The organism is Wolbachia endosymbiont (group A) of Longitarsus flavicornis, from assembly GCF_963931955.1.
Classification (GTDB): domain Bacteria; phylum Pseudomonadota; class Alphaproteobacteria; order Rickettsiales; family Anaplasmataceae; genus Wolbachia.
This window is the reverse complement of the sequence record NZ_OZ008337.1, coordinates 585,094-606,803: the sequence shown is the minus strand read 5'-3', so window position 1 is coordinate 606,803 and position 21,710 is coordinate 585,094. Positions and strand designations below refer to the sequence as shown.

Here is a 21,710-nt window from a genome sequence, read left to right as displayed (position 1 = left end):
AAATTATTTCCATCCTTTATTTAAAATATCTAAAAAGTTATTGTTTGGTGAAAGTACAAATTTAGTATTATTTTCGGCAAATGATTTACTGTAAGCACTCATAGAGCGATAAAAGTTAAAGAACTCTTCATCAACTTTAAATGCCTCATTATAAATCCTAGTTGCTTCAGCATAACCACGACCCCTTATTTCATACGATTCTTTTACTGCACTGGAGATAATTTCCCTCTTTAATTTATCAGCTTTTGATCTAATTTCCTGCCCCGCTTGCTCTCCTTCTGCTCTAATTTCTTTTGCTTCTTTTTCCCTTTCAGTTTGCATACGGCGAAATATTGCAGAACTATTTTCTTCTGGTAAATCTGCTCTCTTAATTCTTACATCTATTATTTCTATGCCAAATTTTTCAGCTTCAGAATAAACTCCACGCTGAATCAATTGCATAACCTCTGATCTTTTTTCATTCAACAAACTAATCAACGAGAATCTGCCTATATTTTCTCTTATGTGTGCTTCTATAACTGGATACAATCTTCTAACCAGCCCTGATTCATTCCTCACAGCCTGGTAAAAAGTAATAGGATTCGTTATTTTATATTTTGCATACGCATCTACTATAATACGTTTTTGATCTGCAGTTATCACTTCTCTTGGAGTTTTGTCAGGACTTAAATCTAAAACTCTTTTATCAAGAAACTCTACACTATTTATGAATGGCAACTTAAAATATAAGCCACTTTCCCTAACATCCCTTACAACTTTACCCAGTTGTATAACTATTGCTTGCTTTGTTTCTTGCACAACAAATATTGAATTAGATAAAACAATCAATAAAACAACAAATACAGAAACAAAAACAATTTTAATATTACTACTCATGGTTATTTTCCTAAATTTGTAAGAGGTAAATAAGAAAACATACCTTTCAGATCATCAGTTACAACAACTTTGTCTACCTTACTGAAAATATTTTCCATAGTTTCAAGATAAATACGATTCTTAACGAGAGAAGGATTCTGTCTATATTCCTCATAAAGAGATAAAAAGCGATTTGCATTACCTTTTGCTTCATTTATTATTTCATTTTCATATGCTTGTGCATCTAATTTTATCTTTATCGCTTCACCTTTTGCTCGAGGTATGATATCATTACTATAAGAATATGCTTCGTTTATAGTACGCTCTTTATCTGCACGAGCACTTTGCACATCTCTAAATGAGCTAATTACTTTTTCTGGTGGATCGATTTTTTTCATTTGGACAGATAAAATTTCTATGCCCATTTGGTATCCATCAAGAATCTGTTGCAATAAAATTCTGGTATCTCTGGAAATTTCGGCTCTCCCTTGACCTTCCAGTGCAAAAGAAATCGTATTCTTACCTATTATCTCCCTCATAGCACTTTCAGCAGCGTTTTTAACGCTTAAACCAGGTTGATGATCCCGCACTTTGAATAAATAGTCCTTAGCATCTCTAACGCGCCACTGAATTTCGAAGTTAACGTTGACTATATTTTCATCTCCGGTAAGCATAACACCTTCACCGCGGTCTATATCTCGTCCATAAGAACCGCTTACTCCAATTTCTTCGCGATTTACTTCCTTAACGTTCACTTTAAAAACCTTACCAATAGGATAGGGGAAGTGATAGCGCAAACCGGACATCTCTGTGTTAGAGTATTTACCAAAGGTAAGTTCTATACCTTCTTCACTGGGGTGAACAATATAAAAGCCAGTGCAAGCATAGAGTAGCAAAATAATGAAAATGATGAAATAAGGTTTTTTGCCCCTGTTTTTGGTTAATCCATTAAGAAAGAACCTTATATCAGATACAGCTTTACTTAAAATATCTTCATTATTAGGAGTTTTGCTCCCTACCGGTTTCTTCCCCAGATTCCAAGGATTATTCTCATCAAACATAATGATTGATTCTATAATTAATACGCTAATATTACTCATCTTATAAGAAAATGCAAAACTATTTTATTTACAAATTAATTATCGGAGCGAAGGACATGATCATACACTTCCTTTTCCCTATGTAATATGGTCGATTCTACAGAATTTTCCGGTTTTTTTTTAAATTCCTTATTGTCACTCTTTAAGTGCACTACGTCTTCGTGAAAACCACTATAGTTTTTTAATAATAAAATTGCTAAAATTACAGCAGCTAGTAAGATAAACACTCTTTTTCTATGCCTCATACGATTCTAGCGTTATTGCCTCTCTCATTCTAGCGCCTTCTTTCTGTCATCTCAGTGTCACACACATATCTGTACGAGCATTATGACTCGAGCCTAGTAGGAGGGTGTCATCCCAGTGCCTAGACACTGGGATCCAGAAAACTTAACTTTACGCCAGGTAGTTGTATAGTAATAAAAACTAGACTCCAGTGTCAAGCACTGGAATGACATCGTTTACTCTGTAACATCGTGTCATATTACAATGTTCGTACATTTGTGTGTCAGCGACTTGCCTGCTGGTAACAGCATCCATACAGTTTAATTTTCCACGTCACCAAAAAACACGTCAAGCGAAATTATTCGAAGACAAATAAATACTGGTAATCAATTTAACACTAACTTAAGAATCGAGGGTGCACAATATAATATATTTAATTAATAGTGAGGTTAAAAATGTTAGCCAATGAACAAACAAATTCAAGTCCTATTAAAAAAAATTCTACTTTCATGGAAACTGTGCAGGGTAAACTAAAAAATATAAAAGATTTCTCTAATTGGTCTGCAAAAGAGCAAATGGTTGCAGCAGGTGCAGTAGGTGCGATGGTTAGTGCATTACTTCCATTTGTGGCAGTTGCTTTACCGGCTGCTGCAATAGGTGCAGTAGGTGCCCTTACTCTATTTTTTGCTTATAAAGCAGTTGAATGCACATTCAAAGGGCTCAAATGGTCAGCAGAAAAAACAGTTGATGGGGCGAAATATACTGCCGGAAAAGTTAAGGACGCGTCAACATATGCTGCAGGAAAAGCTAGAGATGGTGCTGTGCATGCTAGGAACTCAGTAAAAGAAGGTTATGAACATTCAGTAGATTCACTGAAGAGAGGCGCTCATCTTATAAATAAAAGAGCAAAGGAAAAGGCAAGTAATGTACTCACTGCAACAGCGAATAAGTTATATCGTGCGGCTGGTAATGAAAATTACTCAGACAGAATAGATAATGAGCTTGTTTCTGGTTCACCACAAAAGGAGAAAATTCAAGGAGTAAAAGAGGATTTTAGGGCAATTTTTGCTAGTGGAGAAGATAATTCCACGTTAATAAAAAGTATACTTTCTGGAATATCATCAAAAATAGAAGAAAAAATAGCAGGAGAGACCTACCTTGATTTTAGAGATGGCTTGCCAAATAAGGAGGTAGATAGATGGAAAGAACAGAAAAAGTTTGTTGATAACTTAGACGCAAGTAGTTTGCATGACTTAGTCACAAAAAGAATGTTAGACAAAAGCAAGTACTTTAGAGATAGTGTTTTCTCTGGACATCACGATGAAATTAAGGAAGTTATTAGAGAATGCAAATTTGATCAATCTGTGAGGCGTAACAACGCAAAAGACGCGGAAGAAAGAAAAGCTAGTAAGTCTTTTTCACTTTCATCATTCTCTTCACTGGGAAGAAAAGACTCTGAACAATCTAACAGCTTGTCAAAAAACAATTTACTAAATTCTGTAAGGACTGAAAGTACTGCTAGCAGCGAAGCGGAATTGTTAAATCCCACGAAGCATAAAGAAGTAAAAACACCTTCTTCATTTAGAGAAAAAATGCCATCACGGCTTGGGGGTAAGAAAGCACCAGAAGAAACTACTAACGTTAAATCTCCAGATTCTTCTGAATCAGACACGCCATCTAGACGAGTAGGGGAGAGCACTTTTTACGTTGCTCCACCAAAGCCACCACATTCTATAGGAACTGAAAGTACTGATGTTGTCCCTGGTTTAGGTTCAGATAATTTTGCAACAGTCAATCCTAGTCTTCTTAGAAGAAGCAATTCATCTAGTCGCTTAAGTGATGGTTCTCCTCAGCTTACTCCAGTTGCTTCACCAGAACTAGACTTCTTTCAAAATTCATGTATGGAGCTCAAAATTGTGAATTGCAGCAATCAAATTAAACCTTAAACCAAAACGTTTTCGTCGGTTTCTATACCTGTCCGAGATGATTTTAAACCTTTTCAATAAGCCAATTACGTTTTCAACAATTGCCCTTTGGCTCATAAGTGCCCTGTTCTCTTTTTTTTGTTCTTTGCTTAACGGATTCTTTTTCATTTTCCTGTGCGGTAATACAACATTTTTGTGTATCTTCTGCATTCCCCTGTAGCCGGCATCAGCTAAGATTTTGGTGTCCGGTAATATTGCTACCTTTGATTCTCTAAACATCCGAAAATCGTGTTTTCTACCATTCGAGAAAGATGTGCATATGACTTTTTTACTCTTCTTCTCTGTTACTATTTGTGTTTTTATAGTATGCCTTTTTTTCTTTCCAGAGTAGAAGGGCTTTTGCTTTTTTTTGGTCTCTCTACTGGCGTTTCAGTTCCGTCTATTACTAAAACTTCATATTCTACATCACTCTTTAATAGCTCTTTTTTTCCTGGTAATGCAAAATCTGGATGTTTTATTAATATGTCTTCTACCTATCTTATTATTTTAAAACTGTTACTTTCACTCATGCCATAGCTTTGCCCAATATGAAAATATGTACGATATTCTCTTATATATTCCAGTGCCATAAGTAGCCTGTCTTCTATGCAAAGTTTACTTTTTCTTCCACTTCTAGCTTTTTTTCTTTTATCCTCCACTTCTAGAATTTCTACCATTCGCTCAAATGTTGCTTTTTTTACCCCTGTTAAACGTCGAAACTTTTCTCCTTCTAACTTTTCTATTTCCTTATATTTCATGCTTTCAAATACTTCATCTTACACTCCCTCTAACAATTTTGAAAGAAGTCTAATGGCGTCAACTTAAGGAAAAATATCAGCGATAGTGTATAAAATTTCTCTCTAAATTTTTTATCATTAAATTATCCAAAGAGTGCAATAAACAGCACTTTTGTTTCTGTTTTATTTCAACAAAGAAGTCTAAAATGTGTCCTTAAGTTGACGCCATTGGGTGTACAGTTTAGAGGACAATGGATATAGGAGATTGTGAAAAGGTTTAGTTTTTGGCCTATGATCTCTTTAAATGACAGAATTTTACTACAAAACTTAACTTTCTTCTATGCAGTTAGCTAAGTCAAGAAAGGTGAATCTATCTCTTGTTGCAAACGCAAGATCGACCACTTTACAATATTGTTCTTTATTCCAATTGAGGTGCTCTGGTAAGTGTGGAATTGATAGATCTTCAAATATTTTTTGCAGGTGTTTTGCAGGTAGTAAATTTTGCTTAATTAAACTGGAAATATTATGCCATTCTTTACAAATAATCTCTTGGATTTTTTGCTGCAGAATTTGCTTCTGTTCAAAAGTTCTTACAAATTCGATATTATCAAAGCACTGAGTTATATGTTTTACATCTAAAGTGGTCGGTTTAATTATTGGGTTTTGTATTGATAATATCTTTTCCTGTAAATTAGCCATAGTAATCGTTGTGACAGCAATTTTTTCACCATGTAGTGAGGAATAATCTTTTGTTACCATTTCCATTGCGTGAGCTATCATATGCTCTCCTTGGCTTGCAGAATAGCTGCCTTTTGACATCACCATTCCAAGTCCTGAAATTAGTAGAACTTCCATAAGTAATAGGACCTCTTTTCTACTTCTTTTAGTAAGCGCCGTATATTCTCTTAGCAAAATTTGCTCCAAATCGTGAACAAGTGTAAAAGGTAATTCATTATATTCTGTGCTAAGCAACAAATGAGATAGTAGCCAGTCAGCCTGAACTGTTGAACGACAAATAAAATCTGCAAATCCGCTTAATGTGAGGCGCAGTGGTGCATTGGCAAGTATGTCTATATCTATATATATCGTTCTTGGAAGATGTGCTTTGAACGATTTTTTATATCCATTTACTAATATTGAAGCATTTGCGGATGTATATCCATTCATAGAAGCGGCTGTTGGGAAGGATATATAATCTTTTTTCTCGAGGTAGCTTGCATATTTGCAGATATCGTTAACAGTGCCGCTACCAAATGCAACTATTAAGTCACTGTCTTTTGCTTTCTTTCTAACTAGATTTACGGTTTCAAGAGAGGCAGCTCTGCTTGGTGTCATGCAAGTAGCTGACACTGGGATCCAGGAAAACAACTTATGGATTCCAGTGTCACGCGCTGGAATGACAGGTGGAGCTGGAATAATTAAGTTAGAAATTTTATTAAATACGTTTTTGTTTAAAAGTTTTGCTGTATTTTCATCTGCAACTAGAAAGATGTCATTTCCGTGTCGTGTGCATATTTCATAGATATCATCAGCAAGGTGGTAATCTGTTATTACTTCCCTTAGAAAAGTTTGTTCGGCTTGATGTAATATTTGTTTTAAATAATGCATAGAGTGTTTACAATATAGCAATATAATTATTTTAAGGTTGACATGAAAATTGACCCTGTAGAGCTAACTAAGAAATTGATCTCTTTTGAGAGTATAACACCAAGGGACGGCGGGGCAATAGAGCATATAGCAACAATCTTCAAGAAAAGTGGCTTTGATTGTGAAATTTTAGAGTTTGGTGATAAAGTTAAAAATCTTTATGCGAAATATATAAATGGAGTACCAAATTTGTGCTTTGCTGGGCATGTTGATGTTGTACCACCGGGTCAGTTAAAAGATTGGGCATTTGGTCCATTTAATCCAGAAGTGAGGGATGGAATGCTATATGGAAGAGGGGCCGCTGATATGAAAAGCGGAGTAGCTGCGTTTATTGCTGCTATGGTAAATTTGATTGCAGAGAAGTTTCAATTCAATGGTTCAATAAGTGCATTGATTACCAGTGCTGAAGAAAGCACGGAAGAATATGGAACAAAGGCAGTTTTGGAATGGATGAAAAGTAAGCAAAAAAAGGTGGATTTCTGTGTGGTTGCTGAACCAACCAGTAGTGAGAAATTAGGTGATACCATAAAAATAGGCAGAAGAGGTTCTGTAACATTTGAATTAATTTGCCATGGAAAACAAGGGCACGTTGCCTACCCAGACCTAGCAGATAATCCAATATATAAGGTAATATCGATATTGAGTAAGATAAAAAATGCTACTTTTGATCGTGGTAATAAATATTTTCAGCCTTCACATTGCGAAGTTACTACTATCGATGTTGGAAATAATACTAGCAATCTAATACCTGGTTCAGCAACTACACGTTTTAACATTCGATATAACAATGAACAAACACCGGGTGGCCTATATAAGCTGATTGATGAAATATGCTCTAGTGTAACAAACGATTATAAGCTTTTTATGCATAGCAGCAGGGACGTTTTCCTCTCTATTCCCGATAGGAATACTGATATTATGCTTGATGCGATAAATAAAGTTACCAGTATTGATGCTGCGCTGAGCACAAGTGGTGGCACATCTGATGCTGCGTTTATCAAAGATGTTTGTCCAGTGATTGAATTTGGTATAATCAACAAAACCGCACATCAGACAAATGAATGCGTATTAGTAAACGATATACACAAGTTAACAGCTATATATAAGGAATTTATAGAAAATTATTTCAATCCCACTAATAAAATATTGAATCAGGTCAACGTGGTTAGTAATATATCTAGTGGTCCATTGTTAGCTTAGATCTCTTGCATAACTGTTGCTTGAGTAACAACTAGTATCATTCCAGCAAAAACCATGAGAGCTACAAAAACTTGCTTGACAAACTCCGCTAGCGCCCTTATCATGAAACTGAAGCTATTGTATTTGCTTTCGCCAATCTGCAGATTAAAAGGTAAGGATTACTTAATGTATCTGCGTCTTATGTTCAATTTTTTGCAGTATATAGATACTGTGTGTCTTTACAAAACTTCATCTACATCTAGATTTTTATCTAAATAAGCTGAACGCGCTTATAAAGCGTTACAAGACATCAAAAAATGCCAATACTCGACAGAGATAGTAAAAGACTAGCTAACTCGGGGATTCTTTGTCTTTTTTTCTGCTTAGTAAATTTCTTAAACATTTGCAGCATAGATTAGTTGCAATTAAAAGCAGCTAAATCTTGCTTGTCAAGCGTTTGAAACATAAAAAACGCCAATATTTTAAAGCGGATAATAACCCCAGGGCTTCTTTTGCCTTTTTTTTCGTTTGGTAAATTTCTTAATGTTTATGGCTAAACGACAACCGTCATCCCGCTACTTGTTAGCGGGATCTCTTGTTAATACACCTACGACAATGTTGCAAATTTTTATTTTCCTCTCCATTATGTCCAGAAGAGTTCGGTAGCTCTTTTACGCGAAATACCACATTTACGTCCTCAAGGTTAATTTCAATTCTCTTGACCAATGTTCTGATAATATCACGTTTAGTTAGCCAGTCTGCGTTATCAAGGTTTAACGTAATATTGGAAGAAAAGTCTTCTAAATTGGTCACAACCAGAGTGACCTCCTGTTCTAATTCCTTTTGATAAAATATCTTTTTCTTCTCTTCTTCAATTGTTTTTAAGCTTTGTTTCATTGCTTTAATTCGTGGTTCAAATTCCTCTTGATTGATATATTCTTGAGCATAACCATCAATAAGTCTAGCAATACCACGTTTTAATTTATTTTCTTGTTTCTCTAGCAGGTCGCTTTTTTGATCCAATGATGATTTTTTTAGTTCTGAAAGCCTACGCTTGTATTCTTCTAAAACCCTATTTGGATTTTTCAATAACTGCTTAACCTCTTCCCACACAGCTGTTTCTAATGCATCTGAGCGGATGAGTTTATTGTCACAAATCTTATTACCACCAAAACGGTAAGAATCTTTACCACTACAACGGTAATATGCATAATGGCCACCTTCTTCTTCTCGTCTACTTTTCATGCAAGTTCCGTAACATCCGTAATTACAACGCTTACATATGACTAAACCTTGTAGTAAGTACTTTGCTCCTCTTTTTCTTGTCCTTGCTATTTTTCTATTTTCAGCTAATTGTTCTTGAACAATATCAAATATATCTTCATCTACTATATTTGGCACTTTAATATAAATCCAATTTGCTTTTTCAACAGGATAGACAGAATGGTTACTTTTTGGCTGCTCACAAGAGCCTTTCTGTGGTCTTACTTGTTTTAATCTTACTCCTAACCTTCTTCTACCAAAGGCTGCTTGTCCTTTGTAAGCAGGGTTTTTCAACATACTCCAAATTGTACCTTTATTCCAGCGTTCTTTTCCTTTTTGTGTCTTAATGGACATAGTATTTAGCCGACGACATACTTCCCCAATACTTGTTCTTTCTCTGCCTACCCACAAAAATACTTTGCGAACGACATCAGCTTCTTCTTCGTTAATCTCAAATAAAGCTTGTCCTCCTCCCATATGTTTATCTATATAACGATAACCATAAGGAGCCCCTCCCATTACATTTACACAGCCTTTGTTAGCTGCATAGATTTTACCACGACGACTTCGTTCCATAATTTTCGCACGTTCATATTCTGCTATCATACCTTGCATTTGTAACAGTAATTGAGATTCTGGGTTACCGTTAATCTCATAATTTAAAAAAACCACTTTTGCTCCTGCTCTTTCAAATTCTTCAATCAGCACCATTTGATATGCATATTTTCTAGATAAACGATCAGGAGAATGAATGTAAATCTTATCAATTTTACCTTCTGTTACTTTATCACGTAATTTTTCTAAATCAGGGCGGACTAAATGAGATCCACTGTAGCCGTTATCAATAAATTTATACTCACTTAACAATTTGTATCCGTCCAGATTAATTTGCTTCTCTAAAGCTGCAATTTGACTTTCTATCGTATTTCCTTCTACTTGTTTCCCCGAAGAAACTCTCGCATATAAACATACTGTTACCATTTGACCCTCCTTGAATCCCATTTTTATGTTTTAAGTTTTTTTGACTTGTTTCCTTTGATGCTACCTTTTCATAAGCATCTGATAAGCATTGTTCTGCCAACCGGTTAGGTTCATAGCTACAGCTAATTCGTATAGCTAATCTCTTGTTTCCCATGAACTTTCCTTGAAATAATATGTTCATATCATTCCTTAAAGCCGATGGTTAATTGATTATTAGCGCTATAAGTAAATCGGACTCTTGGTTCTGGACACAGAAGTTTTCGAGAAATGGTTTTCTCTAGTTTTATTTTTATGTTTTTTGCAACATTGTCGGTAGTGTAAAGGAACCAGTGTCAGCTACTTGGATGACGGGAGAAGGAGGCTACTCGGATGACACCCTTTCCCGGTCTATCAAATCACAATATTTGTACAGTTATGGGATTACGCAGTGGATGCAGCTTAACATAAAAAACTTTGCTTTTTGAATTTTTGGGTTACACTTAACTTAAAACATGATTAATTGTTAGCAGGGGGTGATTATGATTAGTAGAGAAGAAGCTTTAGAAACCTTGGGGATAACAGGTGATCTTTCTGACCATGAGATTATTTATCAAGTTAAACAGCAACTTAAAAATTTGCATAATGACAATATACAAGGGCTCTCAAAAAAAATAGAAGCATGTAGATTTCTTACCGATGGCCAACCAGGTCAAGCAGAAATTTTTTCGGATCTTGTAATATCAGCTATTGATAAGGATAAGCTAGACTTTTTAGAGTTGTTGCTAAAAACAGTAAAAAATGATGATAAACTTGATTATTTGAATACAGAGGGCACTAGTGGCAATATGCCATTGAACTTTGCATTTGGATATACATGGAAACATGAGTCAAGAGTTAAGATCATAGCTTTGCTTTTAGAGCATGGTGCTAATCCTAATAAGCAAGATCGAGAAGGCAAATCATCATTACATTGCGTTGTTAATAACAGCAATGGCGTTTTTTGCCACAAAGTTACTGAATTACTTTTAGACAACAGAGCTGACCCTAATGCAAAAGATAATCAAGGTAAAACACTGTTACATTACTTATGTGAAGATCATATTCACAAATCTGTTGAAATTGTGAAATTGCTTTTAAGGAGAGGCGCTGATCCAGACTTAAAAGATAACTACAACAAAAGACCAGCAGATTATGCTGATCACGACAGTAAAGTTGGGCAGCTATTTGGTGCCGTTGATCGTGGTAAGGTATTACTATACTCTGGTGGTGTAGTGTGTTCTACATTTTTCAGTATTGGCTGCGCACTTGAAGCTGCAGTTGGAGATGTCAGAAAAGCAGATAAAATTGGGTTTGTTATTCTTGCAGCAGGTACAGCTGCTTGTGCATTATATTGTGCGTACTGCGCAATAAAAGTTATGTTCTTTTCAAAACCCTCAACTGAGTTTACTAAAGCTAGGGCAGAGTTTCTTAATAGTCAATCACCAAATCCAGCAGGTGCAGCTTAATAATTATAGCTAAAGTAATCTAGGTTTACCGTCATACCGCTACTCATTAGCGGAATCTATGCTGAGATATCGTGGTGCTATGACATAGATCCATAGTGGAGATTCAAATTGGCTACAGCGAACTCCTGGATTTCAATTTTTTTAATAATTGTGTGCTATTCATTATATATGAGTTCCCACTTTTAAAGAGAATAGGAGATGATTTCCAAAAACTTAGAGGCAAGTTTGAATAGAGCGCTACTCATTGCTTCTAATTTTAATCTTAAATATGCGAAAGTAGAACATTTATTGCTGGCATTAACTAAAGACGTGGACGTAAATTACGTTTTATCGAGATGTAATATCAGAGCCGATGAAATCATAAATATGGATAACATTCTATCAAGGTGCAATATTAAGGCTAATGATTATAATAATAATATAAAAGGGTTTTTACAAAGCAGTTCTGAATTGATTATCAGTGGAGTTAAACCTAGCTCAATGTTTCAATGCATAATACACAGAGCAATAATACGGGCTCATAGCTTGGGAAAAAAAGAAATAAATGGAGCAAATGTTCTAGTAGAAATTTTGTCTAGGCAAGACTTATACGTTGAAAATCTATTGCAGAAACAAAATGCGAAAGATTCCAATTTGATTTACCATATATCTAATATGAAATACTCTAACGATATAGATGAATACACCACCAATCATAAAGTAAAACTTGATAAAAATAATGACGCTCCTACTACAGTAAATAAAGGTGAGCTACTAAAAGATGAGGAAATTCTACAAAGTTATTGTAAAAATTTAAATGACTATGCAAGAAGCAAAAAAATAGATTATGTTATTGGTCGTGATTATGAGTTAAATCGCACTATAGAAATATTATTGAGGCGTAGAAAAAACAACCCTTTGTATGTTGGAGACCCAGGTGTTGGTAAAACAACAATAGTTGAGGGTTTGGTACTCAAGATCATTGAAGGCAGTGTTCCGAGTGCGCTCAGGTCCAGTATAATTTATGCTTTGGATTTAGGATCACTCCTTGCAGGGACACGCTACAGAGGTGATTTTGAAGAGAGAATAAAATCCATAATAAAAGCGATTGAGGCAAAACCAGGTGCTATCCTTTTTATTGACGAAATACACACTATCATTGGAGCAGGTTCTACAAGTGGTAGCTTTCTTGATGCAGGTAACCTACTCAAACCTGCGCTTGCAAGAGGTACACTGCGTTGTATAGGTGCAACCACATATAGAGAATACAGCGCTAGTTTTGAAAAAGATAAAGCACTAGCGAGAAGGTTTCAAAAAATTAATGTTAAAGAATCTTCTGTTAATGAAACGATAAAGATACTAGATGGTATAAAGCACTACTATGAAGGGTATCATGGAGTATATTATACAAAGAATGCCATTAGGTATGCGGCTGAACTTTCGCATAAGTATATTACTGGGCGAATATTACCTGATAAAGCGGTTGATGTTATTGATGAGGCAGGGGCATATTGTAAATTGCTAAGAAACAGGGGTAAAATTGTAAATAGTAGAGATATTAAGAATACCATTACTAGAATTACAAATGTGCCTTGTGGATCTGAATCTGATGATTTGCAGAAAGTAAAGTCTTTAAAAGCTAATCTAGAGAAAGTGATTTTTGGCCAAGAGCAGGCAATAGAATCTCTTGTTAATTCTATTAAAATTGCTAAATCTGGGTTGAGGAATTACAATAAACCTTTAGCAAGTTATCTTTTTGCAGGACCAACTGGTGTTGGTAAAACCGAGCTAGCAAAACAATTAGCAGAAAGCATGGGCATGAATCTTATACGCTTTGATATGTCCGAATATATTGAATCTCATACGATATCAAGGATGATTGGTTCTCCTCCTGGATATGTAGGTTATGATCAGGGTGGGTTACTCACAGAATCTGTATCTAACAATCAATATAGTGTTGTGCTGCTTGATGAAATTGAAAAGGCCCATAGCGATATCTATAATATATTGCTACAAATTATGGATTATGGTTGTGTTACAGACACTTACGGACGTAAAGTTAACTTTTCCAATATAATTTTAATTATGACAACTAATGCAGGAGCAGCTGAACGCAGCAAAAGTTTTGTTGGCTTTGGGCATAAAAATTTTAACATTGGTGATAGTGAAAAAGCGATAGAACAGGTTTTTAGCCCTGAATTTCGTAACCGTCTTGATGCGATTATTTCTTTTTCTGACTTAAGTACGGATGTGATTTTGCATATTGTGGATAAATTTGTCCTAGAACTGAAAAAGCAACTGACGCAAAAAGGCATAAACTGCTTGGTAGAGGATGAAGTGAAATCTTATCTTGTACAAATGGGTTATAGTAAGGAAATGGGAGCACGTCCGATAGAGAGACTTATTGAAAAAGAGATAAAAAGTTACTTAGCGGAAGAAATACTGAATCGTAAATTAACAAAAGGAAAGAAATTAAGAATATATATGAATAAAGTAGAAAATAAAATTGCTTTTGATATAGTTTAAAATCCTTGTATTGAACTTCATCTTTGTTACAATCTATAACTTAAATTCAATTTGAATTATAGTGATAAGTGATAAAGTAAAACAAGTCCTAAGCTACTACGAAAGTGAAAACCCTGGGGTAAAAGCAAATCTTACTCGTATTCTCATGCATGGAAAGCTTGGCGGCACTGGCAAGTTAGTGATTCTGCCAGTAGATCAAGGATTTGAGCATGGTCCAATTAAAAGTTTTGAAGTTAACCCTGATGCTTATGACCCACATTATCATTTTCAGCTTGCGGTTGATTCGGGAGTAAGTGCATATGCTGCTCCACTTGGTATGATTGAAGCTGGTGCTGCAACTTATGCTGGAATGCTCCCACTTATTTTGAAACTTAATAGTTCCAACTCTTTACATTCAAAGGATCTAACCTCTGATCAAGCAATAACCTCTTCTGTGAAAGATGCGCTGCGTTTGGGATGCTTAGCTGTCGGATTTACTATATATCCTGGTTCTGCTAAGTGTTTCGATATGATGGAGGAAGCCCGTGGAATCATAGCTGAAGCCAAATCTTATGGACTTGCAGTAGTGCTATGGTCTTATCCACGCGGTGAAGGGATTTCCAAAGAAGGTGAAACAGCAGTTGATGTTATTGCCTATGCTGCGCACATGGCAGCTTTGCTTGGCGCTAATATAATAAAAGTAAAACTTCCAACTAAATATTTGGAAAGGGAGAAAATAGAAACAGAAAATATTGAATCATTATCTAAAAGAATTGAATATGTTAAAAGGTCTTGTTTTGCAGGGAAAAGAATAGTAGTTTTTTCTGGTGGTGAATCGAAGGAAGTAGATAACATATACAATGAAGCGAAAGAAATTAAGCAGGGTGGTGGTAATGGTTCAATCATTGGGCGTAACACTTTTCAACGAAAAAAAGAAGAAGCTTTATCTATGCTAAAAGATATAATGGATATCTACGCATAAAAAACGGCTGGGTGGCAGAATGGCTTATGCGGAGGACTGCAAATCCTTTTATACCGGTTCAATTCCGGTCCCGGCCTCTTTCATTTTCTATATCTTGTAAAAGTTGCTCAATTCAACAGTAGCTTTGAGTGTGTAACCTATAGAGAAAGCTTATCCATAGTAAAATCAATTTCTTTTCAAGTTATGGTTATACTCTTATAGCGTTTCATGGTAAAAAATAAACTAAAAATAAGCAAAGTGTTTTACAAACGTAATTTACTATTTTTACTACCGCCCGAAGTTGCTCACTCTTTGGCAATTATGGCATTAAAGAAAATACCTTATAAGAATCCTATAGAGCTACCAGAATCTTTGAGTGTGAATTTTTTTGGTAATAAGCTCAGAAGCCCCGTAGGTCTGGCTGCAGGTTTTGACAAGAATGCAGAAGTTATAAGGCCTATGCTCTCATTTGGTTTTGGGTTTATTGAAACTGGTACTGTAACTCGTAATCCACAATATGGAAACAAAAAGCCAAGAATTTTTCGGTTAATTAAAGATCAAGGGGTAATTAACAGATTGGGATTTAACAATAAAGGAATAGACTATTTTCTTAAACAAATAGATGAAACCAAGCTTGATGACTGCATTTTTGGCATCAACATAGGAAAAAACAGTACATCAAAGAACCAAATCAGTGATTATGTTGACTTAATAAAGATAGTATATGGAAAGAGCAATTATATAGTGCTGAACATCTCATCCCCAAACACGCCTAATTTACGCAATCTGCACAATAAGCAAGAATTATCGGAATTGTTGAGATCCGTAACTCTAACCCGGAAATCAATTGATAATTCTAAATCCATACCAATAATATTAAAAATTTCACCAGATATAGATCAGCAAACGAAAGAAAATATCGCTGAGCTTGCATTGGAATATAAGATTGACGGATTAACAGTGAGCAACACTACGATCAGTCGGAATAACTTACATTCCCACCACAACGAGAGTGGCGGGTTGAGTGGCAAACCACTGTTCAAACTTTCAACCGAGTTATTGGGCGATATGTACAAATTTACTAAGGGCAAAATATTATTGATAGGGTGCGGAGGAATCTCAAGTGGTGCTGATGCATATAAAAAAATAAAGGCAGGAGCTTCTTTGGTGCAGTTGTACACTGCTCTCATATACCACGGACCTCAAGTTGTAAACAAAATTAATCTAGAACTTGCAGAACTAATAAGGAAAGATGGATTTAGTAACATTAGTGAGGTGGTGGGTTGTATACATTAATTTTGGAAGTTGGTGGTATTATTTTAATAAAATAAAACTAATTCTCTGGTATAAAGGTGGTAGAAAGTGTTTTTCTTTTAAATAATGGGTATGAAGAGTTTGAATGATGCAATATCTAAGATCATTGATTATAAATTTACAAATTATGCAATATTAGAAGAGGCACTAACTCACCCAAGCGTAAATAAAAGGAATAGCAAAAACCAGATCGTAAGCTACGAAAGACTAGAGTTTTTGGGCGACAGTGTTTTGAATATGGTCGTATCTGCCATACTGTTTAAACTATTTCCTGAAGAAAAAGAAGGAGCATTGGCAAAAAGAAAGACGGATTTAGTTTGTGGCAACACCATTGCTAATGTTGCTAAAGAAATAAAATTAGGCAACTTCATTATCATGAATAATAGTGAACGCTGCAATGGAGGAAGATGTAACTTAAAAAATTTAGAAAACTCGCTTGAAGCACTAATAGGTGCAATTTATGTTGATGGCGGACTTGAAAATGTTGAAAAGTTTATTATCCAATATTGGGAAAAGCTAGCTAAAAGCATGCTTGATCCCCCTCAAGATCCTAAAACCTCACTGCAAGAGTGGACTCAGAAAAACAAATTGCCTTTACCAGAATATGAGCTTGTAAAACAAACTGGACCAGCGCACAATCCTGAATTTACTATATCAGTTTGCATAGAAGATTATGGTAAAGTTTCTGCATGCGCTTCTAGTAAAAAGATTGCTGAACAAAAAGCTGCTGAGTTGATGCTAGAAAAAATTGAAAAAGACGCTTCAGTTTAGGCAAAATAGGCATTAATGTAAGTTTTAAGGAAGCTAATAGCGTTTAGGGGAAATGGTCAATTTAAGGAGAAGCATAGTAACCAAATCTGTAATTTAAGATATTCTATAGCTAACACAGGTAAGATTTACTATTGAAAGACCTCGTCATCCCGCTACTTGTTAGCGGGATCTAGGCTGAGATACCGCGGCGGTATGACGTAGTTACTTATTATAGCTATAAGTTCCAGTGTGAGCTACTTGGCACAACCTTGTCATTTTAATGTCACACCAGTTAAGATGACACCATTTACCATCTTAAAATTACAACGTTCGTACAGATGTATGCTTGACATAGGATCCAGAAAATTTAGTTATATATAGGAAAATCTGAGTTGAATTAACTACACCAACTCACATTCAGCAAAAAAGAAAGCTATTTCCTTACGAGCGTTTTCTGTGCTATCTGAGCCGTGAACTCTATTCTCACTTATGTCATCAGCAAAATCACCCCTGATTGTGCCTTTATCTGCCTGCTTTGGATCGGTAGCTCCCATGATTTGTCTGTATTTACTTACTGCATTGTCACCAACTAAAACTTGAACTATCACAGAACCAGAAGTCATAAACTCTACCAATTCCCCAAAAAAAGGCCTATCTTTATGAATTTCATAAAACAGCTCTGCTTGTTTTTTTGTTAGTAACATCATTTTTTGTGCTGTGATTTTCAGCCCAGATTGTTCGATGTAGGAATTTATATTGCCTGTAATATTATTTTTTACTGCATCAGGTTTTAAGATTGAAAGTGTCTTCTCAATTGCCATATTGTTTCCTTATATAGAATAGTACATTTATAGATTTATTTTATTACAAATTTTAATTTCATAGAAGTGATTTTTTATCTATAATTAAGAACAAATCATCAAGGGAGTATTGTATGCATACTTGTTGTAAAAAAACTAATGAAAAACCTGAATCTACTGCTAAAAAATTGGTCAATAACTTGAAATCGTCAATTTTTTGTGGAACAAAAGGGTTTCTGACTTTTAATTTAGCCTTTTTAAGTTATTTGGAATATAGTTCATATCATAATACAGAATTAAAAAAAGGCGCTGCCTTTGCAATGAAAAGAAATACTATTCCGTTTCTTGAAATGGCTGTCATAGTACCGCTTGTTTGCCTTGCATTCACTGGTCTTCTACAATGCGTACTTGTATGCGCTGCTTTAATGATTGCCACATGTTTTATTGTCAGAATTTTTAATCTACGTGAAAAGTTAATGGAAAAAATCACCAACAATAGTAGAAAAGAAATAGATGAGGAATTTAAGAAAGATACTATAAAATTTCCTATTTTTGATCAAAATAGAAAACACATCGAGTATAATTCGCCTAACTCAGGGCAACTACTGGATGAAACAAGTAGCACCTCTCTTTTCGTTAAAGTTTTACTTTTCCCTCTAAAGGTTCTTTTGAAGGTTCTTCAAAGTTGTATAATGCTATCTTTAGCTGCTGTTGAACTTCTTGAAGTAGTGCCAAGTTTTTGTGTCGACGCGGTTTTTGACAGAGAAAAATTCGCATCTACCAAGAGTAACCTGCAGAGATCAGGTCATTTATTGTATGCTAGTGTGAGAAATTTAGTGCCTATATCTATACTTGATGAACCTGTAGCTGAACGTATAGGCACCCCAAAAGTAACTTGTTGTAGTAGTGCGTAGGTGAAAAAGGCAGTTATCTTATTTAATCTTGGCGGGCCAGATTCACTGAATGCAGTCCGTCCTTTTTTATTCAATCTTTTTTATGACAGGAGAATAATCAATCTACTGAATCCCTTTCGGTTTCTTTTAGCAAAGTTTATATCTGCAAAACGAGAAAATACTGCACGAGAAATATATGAGCAAATCGGAGGCAAATCGCCGATTTTGGATAATACGAAAGCACAAGTTAATGCTTTAGAACTAAAATTAAATGAAGATAGAAACCATGTATACAAGGTATTCATCTGCATGCGCTACTGGCACCCTTTTGCCGACGAAGTTGTTAAAAGTGTAAAACAATTTGATCCTGACGAAGTAATTCTGTTGCCACTGTATCCACAATATTCAACTACCACAACTCTGTCATCCATCGAGAATTGGCAAAAAAATGCTAAACGGTATGGCCTAAAATGCAATACAAAAATGATTCACCGTTATTATGATAACCAAGATTTTATTGAAGCTCACGCTAATCTGATAGCTAAGTACTATAAATTGGCTAGCAAAATCGGTAAACCAAGAGTCCTATTTTCAGCCCATAGCTTACCTCTTAGTATCATTAAAAAGGGCGACCCTTACGCTTCACAGGTAGAAAGAAGTGTAGAGTTAATAGTAGAAAAGTTAGCTATCAATAACTTAGATTGGTCAATATGTTATCAGAGTAAGATTGGTCCTGTAAAATGGCTAGAGCCAAGCACTGAAAGTGAGCTATTACGCGCAAAAGCTGATGGTGTACCTGTAGTTCTATCACCTATATCTTTTGTTTCTGAGCATTCGGAAACTCTAGTTGAACTTGATATAGAATATAAAACAATTATCAAGGATGGATATTACTTTCGCGTGCCAACTCTCAGTACCGATCCCTTGTTTATAAAATGCTTAGCCGATTTGTGCATAAATCTCCCTTAAAGTCCTGATTTATAGGGCTTTTCTTTTAGGATTTTATGTGATAGAATAACAGGGAGTTATTATTTTGTTAACTATTTCATGCCAAACAAGCTAAAAAAGGAATCCAACACGCCCGCACAAAAGGTGCATGATATTTATAATCATGATTTCAGGAAGGTAATCTGCATCACAACAGGTTTAACAGCCCTATTGTGTAAGATTTCACTGCAATTTTGTTGTGAGTTTATTGACAATAACAGATCCAATATCTCCTTTATAAAGAATGTTGCCCGATGGGTGAAATTTCCGACATCTACCCTATACATTGTCCATTCTGCATTTATCTTACGGGATTTGGTAAAAGATTATAAAGACCCTAAGGGTAAAAAAGAATTAGCAAAAATTTTGGGTAAATCGGCTAATCTTGCAAGCAGCACCATAGAAGCGCTAATGATGTTGAAAATCATCCATTTTTGCACTGGAAGCAATACAGACATAATAAGTTATATTAACTTAACCTCAACGATCCTATTTTTGTTCATTTCAGAACCTATAAGCTATTATTATACATGCAAGAAATATCTGGATAATAAGGATCCTGAAAAGTCTGCTGAGTGTAAGAAGGACCTTATTATTAGCACATTAACTTTGTCGTTAGGTTTATTAAACTTCATATTAAGAAGGATAGAGACTCCAACTATACCAATAAACTTAGGTAATGGTATAATCTATAATTTCAACTTAAGCGTAACAGTCAGCATAATATATAGTGCAGTATTTCTTGCAGTTCAACTTGACAAGTTGTTTAATCAACCTATCAATGATGACCCTTCCACTGAACTTGATAATGCTGGCCATAACCATATTCAGCCCGGTAATGATCTGCCCGATGGCAACGTTGTGGAAATGTAAGGGTTAGAGGTGAAAAGATTTTATTTCTACCGCCAATGCTAACACTGCTAATTTACTAACTATATTCCAAAGTGCTAGAGGTTTTTCTTCCACTATTTTGCTAACGTCATAAAATTCGCAGTCAATGGAGTTTAAGCTGGAATATACATCTTTCCTGCTATTACATCGGTATAAGTAACATGTTGGAGTATTTCCTATATAGTATATTAGCGGTTCTGCAGAACTGCTTTTAAATACGTCAATGGTTGGTACACCTTCTTGTATAATAACGCTATTGATTGCTATTCCTTCTTTTATCTTTTTCATTTTATGACGCTTTTTTTTATTGAGGTTTAATATTTCCTCTCCACTTGTTGCCGTTATAATGCCCATCCCGTATGTGCCATTGCTTGCTTTGATAAAAACGTAAGGTTGTGTTTTTATTTCATATTCCTCATATTTTTTTTGCACTAGAGACAATATTTGGTCAACTTTAGTCGCTACTGCTCCTAGTGATGAATCATCATTAAAGTCAACTCCATTACAGTTTTCTGTAAGCACAGAAATAAGCCATGGATCCATTTTAAATTCGCTACAAAATTCGGACGCTAATTCTTGATAGATTTCAAAATACTTAAATTTCTGCCTGCTATGCCAACCGTATAGTGGGCTTGGTACTATATCTTGCTTTACGTCTTTTAGCGTGTCTGGAATGTGGCTCGTCATATCACGGTTCAGTATAATAACATCAGGCACAAATCCTGAAGTTGTCTTTAATAGAGAGGTTTCCTTCACAATAGCTTCATACGGTTCTATTAAATTGTATACTTCATTATGTAAAAGACCAATTCTAGTTTCAAAACCTGCGAGCTGCAGTACTTTCTCTATAACAAATACGTTTTCTATATACATTTTATTGCGTGTATAATTTTCCGGTATTATAAGAACCTTTTTGTATTGATGTCTTTTAAAGTAGCTTTCTATCAATCTTGCTGCCATCGTTCTTGATTCTTCACTTAAGTTATTGAACCCCGCAGGAAATAAATTAGCGTCCACTGGGGCAATTTTGTAGCTGGAGTTTCTAAGATCTATAGAGCTATAAAATGGCAATGTAAGGCCGTTAAATTTTGCCTCAAACCAATTATTTATACTTTTTTCCAAATCTGGGTGAATTATGTTTTGCATCTACACTTTAAATGTTATAAGGAAGGTATTATATTATAAGCTATAATTAAAC

17 protein-coding genes, 1 tRNA gene and 1 pseudogene are annotated in these 21,710 nt (G+C 35.1%); 11 read left to right on the top strand and 8 right to left on the bottom strand.

The genetic code is table 11. From position 1 onward, the window contains the following. Nucleotides 1–3: 3 nt before the first annotated feature. From hflC to AABM58_RS03000, 3 genes are all read right to left on the bottom strand, one after another. Nucleotides 4–876 (bottom strand): protease modulator HflC, encoded by an 873-nt coding sequence (gene hflC, locus AABM58_RS03010; RefSeq protein ID WP_338406295.1) that lies wholly within the window; start codon nt 874–876, stop codon nt 4–6. A 2-nt stretch (nt 877–878) separates the two neighbouring features. Beyond that, nucleotides 879–1,916: an FtsH protease activity modulator HflK gene (gene hflK, locus AABM58_RS03005; protein ID WP_338406887.1), complete on the bottom strand. Its 1,038-nt coding sequence runs from the start codon at nt 1,914–1,916 to the stop codon at nt 879–881. A gap of 74 nt (nt 1,917–1,990) precedes the next feature. Then, a complete protein-coding gene (locus tag AABM58_RS03000; RefSeq protein ID WP_338406294.1) occupies nt 1,991–2,182 on the bottom strand; it encodes a hypothetical protein in 192 nt (63 codons plus the stop codon). A 450-nt stretch (nt 2,183–2,632) separates the two neighbouring features. Between AABM58_RS03000 and AABM58_RS02995 the strand changes: the two genes are divergently transcribed. Further along, entirely contained in the window at nt 2,633–4,123 is a 1,491-nt protein-coding gene (locus AABM58_RS02995; protein ID WP_338406293.1) for an actin-bundling T4SS effector WalE1 family protein, read from the top strand. On the opposite strand, the pseudogene AABM58_RS02990 reads toward AABM58_RS02995, so the two are convergent. Both AABM58_RS02990 and AABM58_RS02985 read right to left on the bottom strand, forming a co-directional pair. Beyond that, nucleotides 4,073–4,899: pseudogene (locus AABM58_RS02990) on the bottom strand (IS5 family transposase). The gene AABM58_RS02995 and the pseudogene AABM58_RS02990 overlap by 51 nt on opposite strands. 306 nt (nt 4,900–5,205) lie before the next feature. Then, nucleotides 5,206–6,486: an iron-containing alcohol dehydrogenase gene (locus AABM58_RS02985; RefSeq protein WP_338406292.1), complete on the bottom strand. Its 1,281-nt coding sequence runs from the start codon at nt 6,484–6,486 to the stop codon at nt 5,206–5,208. Nucleotides 6,487–6,528: 42 nt separating this feature from the next. Here AABM58_RS02985 and dapE point away from each other — a divergent pair, with 42 nt between their 5' ends. Next, nucleotides 6,529–7,725 (top strand): succinyl-diaminopimelate desuccinylase, encoded by a 1,197-nt coding sequence (gene dapE / locus AABM58_RS02980; protein WP_338406291.1) that lies wholly within the window; start codon nt 6,529–6,531, stop codon nt 7,723–7,725. Nucleotides 7,726–8,286: 561 nt separating this feature from the next. On the opposite strand, the gene AABM58_RS02975 is transcribed toward dapE, so the two are convergent. Next, on the bottom strand, nt 8,287–9,969 hold the full coding sequence (locus AABM58_RS02975; RefSeq protein ID WP_338406290.1) for a recombinase family protein: 1,683 nt from the start codon (nt 9,967–9,969) through the stop codon (nt 8,287–8,289). A 497-nt stretch (nt 9,970–10,466) separates the two neighbouring features. Between AABM58_RS02975 and AABM58_RS02970 the strand changes: the two genes are divergently transcribed. The 6 genes from AABM58_RS02970 to rnc all read left to right on the top strand — a co-directional run bounded on the left by AABM58_RS02970 (nt 10,467) and on the right by rnc (nt 16,962). Further along, nucleotides 10,467–11,432, top strand: coding sequence for an ankyrin repeat domain-containing protein (locus AABM58_RS02970; RefSeq protein WP_338406289.1), 966 nt, complete (start codon nt 10,467–10,469; stop codon nt 11,430–11,432). A 198-nt stretch (nt 11,433–11,630) separates the two neighbouring features. Continuing rightward, nucleotides 11,631–13,937: an AAA family ATPase gene (locus AABM58_RS02965; protein ID WP_338406288.1), complete on the top strand. Its 2,307-nt coding sequence runs from the start codon at nt 11,631–11,633 to the stop codon at nt 13,935–13,937. Between the two features lie 64 nt (nt 13,938–14,001). Then, a complete protein-coding gene (locus AABM58_RS02960) occupies nt 14,002–14,898 on the top strand; it encodes a class I fructose-bisphosphate aldolase (protein WP_338406886.1) in 897 nt (298 codons plus the stop codon). A 5-nt stretch (nt 14,899–14,903) separates the two neighbouring features. Continuing rightward, nucleotides 14,904–14,975: transfer RNA gene (locus AABM58_RS02955), tRNA-Cys, on the top strand. Between the two features lie 130 nt (nt 14,976–15,105). Further along, nucleotides 15,106–16,173 (top strand): quinone-dependent dihydroorotate dehydrogenase, encoded by a 1,068-nt coding sequence (locus AABM58_RS02950; RefSeq protein ID WP_338406287.1) that lies wholly within the window; start codon nt 15,106–15,108, stop codon nt 16,171–16,173. Nucleotides 16,174–16,263: 90 nt separating this feature from the next. After that, nucleotides 16,264–16,962, top strand: coding sequence for a ribonuclease III (rnc, locus tag AABM58_RS02945; protein ID WP_338406286.1), 699 nt, complete (start codon nt 16,264–16,266; stop codon nt 16,960–16,962). A gap of 380 nt (nt 16,963–17,342) precedes the next feature. Here the strand turns inward: rnc and ndk are convergent, their stop codons facing one another. Beyond that, nucleotides 17,343–17,762, bottom strand: coding sequence for a nucleoside-diphosphate kinase (gene ndk, locus AABM58_RS02940; RefSeq protein ID WP_338406285.1), 420 nt, complete (start codon nt 17,760–17,762; stop codon nt 17,343–17,345). Nucleotides 17,763–17,875: 113 nt separating this feature from the next. On the opposite strand from ndk, the gene AABM58_RS02935 reads away from it, so the two are divergent. The 3 genes from AABM58_RS02935 (at nt 17,876) to AABM58_RS02925 (ending at nt 20,494) form a co-directional block, all read left to right on the top strand. After that, on the top strand, nt 17,876–18,655 hold the full coding sequence (locus AABM58_RS02935) for a hypothetical protein (RefSeq protein WP_338406284.1): 780 nt from the start codon (nt 17,876–17,878) through the stop codon (nt 18,653–18,655). Further along, the gene (hemH, locus tag AABM58_RS02930; protein ID WP_338406283.1) at nt 18,656–19,603 is read left to right on the top strand and encodes a ferrochelatase; all 948 of its coding nucleotides are present in this window, start codon (nt 18,656–18,658) and stop codon (nt 19,601–19,603) included. It begins immediately after the preceding gene. Between the two features lie 78 nt (nt 19,604–19,681). Continuing rightward, the gene (locus AABM58_RS02925) at nt 19,682–20,494 is read left to right on the top strand and encodes a hypothetical protein (RefSeq protein ID WP_338406282.1); all 813 of its coding nucleotides are present in this window, start codon (nt 19,682–19,684) and stop codon (nt 20,492–20,494) included. A gap of 3 nt (nt 20,495–20,497) precedes the next feature. Here AABM58_RS02925 and gshA read toward each other — a convergent pair whose 3' ends face one another. Further along, complete coding sequence (gene gshA, locus AABM58_RS02920; protein ID WP_338406281.1) at nt 20,498–21,658, bottom strand: glutamate--cysteine ligase; 1,161 nt, start codon at nt 21,656–21,658, stop codon at nt 20,498–20,500. Between the last annotated feature and the right edge of the window lie 52 nt (nt 21,659–21,710).

Excerpts from the sequence above, each read along its gene's own strand:
- hflC (WP_338406295.1), bottom strand. The coding sequence starts at position 876 with ATGAGTAGTAATATTAAAATTGTTTTTGTTTCTGTATTTGTTGTTTTA.
- hflK (WP_338406887.1), bottom strand. The coding sequence starts at position 1,916 with ATGTTTGATGAGAATAATCCTTGGAATCTGGGGAAGAAACCGGTAGGG.
- AABM58_RS02995 (WP_338406293.1), top strand. The coding sequence starts at position 2,633 with ATGTTAGCCAATGAACAAACAAATTCAAGTCCTATTAAAAAAAATTCT.
- AABM58_RS02985 (WP_338406292.1), bottom strand. The coding sequence starts at position 6,486 with ATGCATTATTTAAAACAAATATTACATCAAGCCGAACAAACTTTTCTA.
- dapE (WP_338406291.1), top strand. The coding sequence starts at position 6,529 with ATGAAAATTGACCCTGTAGAGCTAACTAAGAAATTGATCTCTTTTGAG.
- AABM58_RS02975 (WP_338406290.1), bottom strand. The coding sequence starts at position 9,969 with ATGGGATTCAAGGAGGGTCAAATGGTAACAGTATGTTTATATGCGAGA.
- AABM58_RS02970 (WP_338406289.1), top strand. The coding sequence starts at position 10,467 with ATGATTAGTAGAGAAGAAGCTTTAGAAACCTTGGGGATAACAGGTGAT.
- AABM58_RS02965 (WP_338406288.1), top strand. The coding sequence starts at position 11,631 with ATGATTTCCAAAAACTTAGAGGCAAGTTTGAATAGAGCGCTACTCATT.
- AABM58_RS02950 (WP_338406287.1), top strand. The coding sequence starts at position 15,106 with ATGGTAAAAAATAAACTAAAAATAAGCAAAGTGTTTTACAAACGTAAT.
- rnc (WP_338406286.1), top strand. The coding sequence starts at position 16,264 with ATGAAGAGTTTGAATGATGCAATATCTAAGATCATTGATTATAAATTT.
- ndk (WP_338406285.1), bottom strand. The coding sequence starts at position 17,762 with ATGGCAATTGAGAAGACACTTTCAATCTTAAAACCTGATGCAGTAAAA.
- AABM58_RS02935 (WP_338406284.1), top strand. The coding sequence starts at position 17,876 with ATGCATACTTGTTGTAAAAAAACTAATGAAAAACCTGAATCTACTGCT.
- AABM58_RS02925 (WP_338406282.1), top strand. The coding sequence starts at position 19,682 with ATGCCAAACAAGCTAAAAAAGGAATCCAACACGCCCGCACAAAAGGTG.
- gshA (WP_338406281.1), bottom strand. The coding sequence starts at position 21,658 with ATGCAAAACATAATTCACCCAGATTTGGAAAAAAGTATAAATAATTGG.